The organism is Streptomyces sp. NPDC058579 (genome assembly GCF_042718575.1).
Taxonomy (GTDB): Bacteria; Actinomycetota; Actinomycetes; order Streptomycetales; family Streptomycetaceae; genus Streptomyces.
On sequence record NZ_JBHXPI010000089.1, the window covers coordinates 1 to 3674 of the forward strand.

Consider the following 3674-nt stretch of genomic DNA (forward strand, 5'->3'; position numbering starts at 1 on the left):
GCCACCCCCCCTCCCCGGCGCCGGAGCCTTTTCATGTCACGGCTGTTGACAAAGCGGTGACCTGATAGAAACCTGACACGCCGACGGTGCAAAAGATTAACGAAAGAGCTCAATAAGTCTGTAGGTAGCCGTCATTCATTGTCAGAGTTCCGCTCGGTTCCTGGCGAGAAGCATGTTTCGGGGCGGCGCCGGGGCCCAGCACGGTGGAGAGGCCCATATGAGAGGCAAAACCCTGAGCTGGCGGTTGACGGTCGGCATGCTGATAGCCGCGCTGGTGGCCGTCGGACTCCTGCCGGTCACCGCATACGCAGCAGCAGCCGCGCCCAACCTGGCGCTCGGCAGACCCGCCGCGGCCGGCGGCGCCCACGGCGCGTACCCGGCCGGCAACGTCACCGACGGCAGTCAGCAGTCCTACTGGGAGGGCCCGGCCGGGTCGTTCCCCCAGTGGGTGCAGGTCGACCTCGGCGCCGGAACCCGCGTCGACAGCGTCGTCCTGAAGCTCCCGACCACGTGGGAGGCCCGCTCGCAGACCCTCGGTGTGCTCGGCAGCACCGACGGCTCCGCGTTCACCACCCTCGCGGCCGCCCAGCCCCGCGCGTTCGACCCCGCCCAGGCGAACGCCGTCACCATCGGGCTCACCTCCGTCACCACCCGGTACCTGCGGATCCAGGTGACGTCGAACTCCGGCTGGAACGCCGCCCAGCTCTCCGAGCTGGAGGTGTACGGCGACGGCGGCGGGGGCCCCGTCGACCCGCCCCCGGGGACCAACCTCGCGCGCAACAAGCCGATCGAGGCGACCTCGACCACCCAGACGTACGTCGCCGCCAACGCCAACGACGACAGCGCCACCACCTACTGGGAGTCCGCCGGCTTCCCGTCGAGCCTGACCGTGAAGCTCGGCTCGAACGCCGACGTCACGGCCGTGGTCGTCAAGCTCAACCCCGACCCGGTGTGGGGTCCCAGGACCCAGTCGATCGAGGTCCTCGGACGTGAGCAGGCGGCCTCCGGCTTCACCTCGCTCAAGGCACGCGCCGACTACGCCTTCAGCCCCTCCGGCCAGAACACCGTCACGATCCCGGTCACCGGCCGGTACGCCGACCTTCGCCTGACCCTCTTCTCCAACACCGGCGCCCCCGGCGGCCAGGTCGCGGAGTTCCAGGTCGTGGGCGCGGCCGCGCCCAACCCCGACCTCACCGTCACCGATCTGACGTGGACCCCCTCCTCCCCGTCCGAGACGGACGCAGTGACCGTCGACGCCACCGTCCGCAACGCCGGCACCGCTGCCGCCGCCGCGACCACCGTCCAGGTCAGCCTGGAAGGCGCCGTCGCCGGTTCCGCCCCGGTCCCGGCCCTCGCCGCCGGCGCCTCTGCGACCGTCCCGGTCGCGGTCGGCAAGCGGCCCATGGGCTCCTACACCGTCTCGGCCGTGGTCGACCCCACCGACACCGTCGCCGAGCAGGACAACACCAACAACAGCCGGACCGCGGCCGTGAAGCTCGTCGTCGGCCAGAGCCCCGGCCCCGACCTGCGGATCACCGGGATCACCACCAACCCGGCCAGCCCCGCCGTCGGCTCCGCCGTCACCTTCACCGTCGCCGTCAACAACCGCGGCACCACCGGCGCCCCCGCCGGCACCGTCACCCGGCTGACGGCCGGAACCACCACCCTGAACGGCACCGCGGGCGCGATCGCCGCGGGCCAGACCGCCACCGTCGCCATCTCCGGCACCTGGACGGCGACCAGCGGCGGCGCCACCCTCACCGCGACCGCCGACGCCACCGGCACCCTCGCCGAGACCGACGAGAGCAACAACGTCTTCAGCCGCTCCCTCGTCGTCGGACGCGGCGCGGCCGTGCCGTACACCGAGTACGAGGCGGAGGACGCCCGATACGAGGGCACCCTCCTCACCACCGACCAGAAGCGGACCTTCGGCCACACCAACTTCGCCACCGAGTCCTCAGGCCGCCAGTCGGTGCGCCTCAACTCCCAAGGGCAGTACGTCGAGTTCACCGCGACGAACCCCTCCAACTCGATCGTCGTACGCAACTCCGTCCCCGACTCGACCGCGGGCGGCGGAGCCGACGCCACGATCAGCCTCTACGCGGACGGCGTCTTCGTCCGCAAGCTGACCCTGTCGTCCAAGCACAGCTGGCTCTACGGCACCACCGACGACCCCGAGGGCCTCACCAACCGGCCCGGCGGTGACGCCCGGCGTCTCTTCGACGAGTCCCACGCGCTGCTCACGCAGACGTACCCGGTGGGCACGAAGTTCCGGCTCCAGCGCGACGCGGGCGATTCGGCGGCCTTCTACGTCATCGACCTGATCGACCTGGAGCAGGTGGCTCCGCCGGCCGCCAAGCCCGCCAACTGCACCTCCATCACCGAGTACGGCGCTGTCCCGAACGACGGCATCGACGACACCGACGCCCTCCAGCGCGCCGTCACCGCCGACCAGAGCGGCCAGATCCCCTGCGTCTGGATCCCCGCCGGGCAGTGGCGCCAGGAGCAGAAGATCCTGACCGACGACCCGCTCAACCGGGGCCAGTTCAACCAGGTCGGCATCCGGGACGTCACGATCCGCGGCGCGGGCATGTGGCACTCCCAGCTCTACACCCTCACCCCGCCGCACCAGGCCGGCGGCATCAACCACCCGCACGAGGGCAACTTCGGCTTCGACATCGACCACAACACGCAGATCTCCGACATCGCCATCTTCGGCTCGGGCCAGATCCGCGGCGGTGACGGCAACGCCGAGGGCGGAGTCGGCCTCAACGGACGCTTCGGCAAGGACACCAAGATCAGCAACGTCTGGATCGAGCACGCCAACGTCGGCGTCTGGGCCGGCCGTGACTACTCCAACATCCCCGAGCTCTGGGGCCCCGGCGACGGCCTGGAGTTCACCGGCATGCGGATCCGCAACACCTACGCCGACGGCATCAACTTCGCCAACGGCACCCGGAATTCGACCGTCTTCGACTCGTCCTTCCGCAACAACGGCGACGACGCGCTGGCCGTGTGGGCCAGCAAGTACGTCAAGGACACCTCGGTGGACATCGGATCCAACAACCACTTCCGCAACAACACCGTCCAGCTGCCGTGGCGCGCCAACGGCATCGCCGTCTACGGGGGCTTCGGGAACACCATCGAGAACAACATCATCTCGGACACCATGAACTACCCGGGCATCATGTTGGCGACCGACCACGACCCGCTGCCCTTCACCGGGCAGACCCTGATCGCCAACAACGCCCTGCATCGCACCGGCGGCGCGTTCTGGAACGAGGACCAGGAGTTCGGCGCGATCACGCTCTTCGCGCAGGGGCAGCCCATCCCGGGCGTCACCATCCGGGACACCGACATCCTCGACTCGACGTACGACGGCATCCAGTTCAAGACCGGCGGCGGTGAGATGCCGGACGTGAAGATCACCAACGTCCGGATCGACAAGTCGAACAACGGCTCCGGCGTCCTCGCCATGAGCGGCGCGCGCGGCAGCGCGACGCTGACCGGCGTCACCATCACCAACTCGGCCGAGGGCGACGTCCTCATCGAGCCCGGCTCGCAGTTCGTCGTCAACCGGAACTGACGACCCGCACCCCCCCCCGCACCACCCCTTCCCATGCGGCGGCCCCGGGCCAGCGGGGGCGCCGCCCCGGAGCCGTGGGGGGCCGCCC

General features: G+C 70.1%; 1 protein-coding gene. It reads left to right on the forward strand.

Features of this window, described 5'->3' with window-relative positions:
• Positions 1–217: 217 nt before the first annotated feature.
• Positions 218–3586, forward strand: coding sequence for a CARDB domain-containing protein (locus tag ACFWRO_RS36990; protein ID WP_384519076.1), 3369 nt, complete (start codon positions 218–220; stop codon positions 3584–3586).
• The last annotated feature ends 88 nt before the right edge of the window (positions 3587–3674 follow it).

What these genes read in the sequence shown, in the direction of transcription:
- ACFWRO_RS36990 (WP_384519076.1), top strand. Translation starts at nt 218, where the DNA reads ATGAGAGGCAAAACCCTGAGCTGGCGGTTGACGGTCGGCATGCTGATA.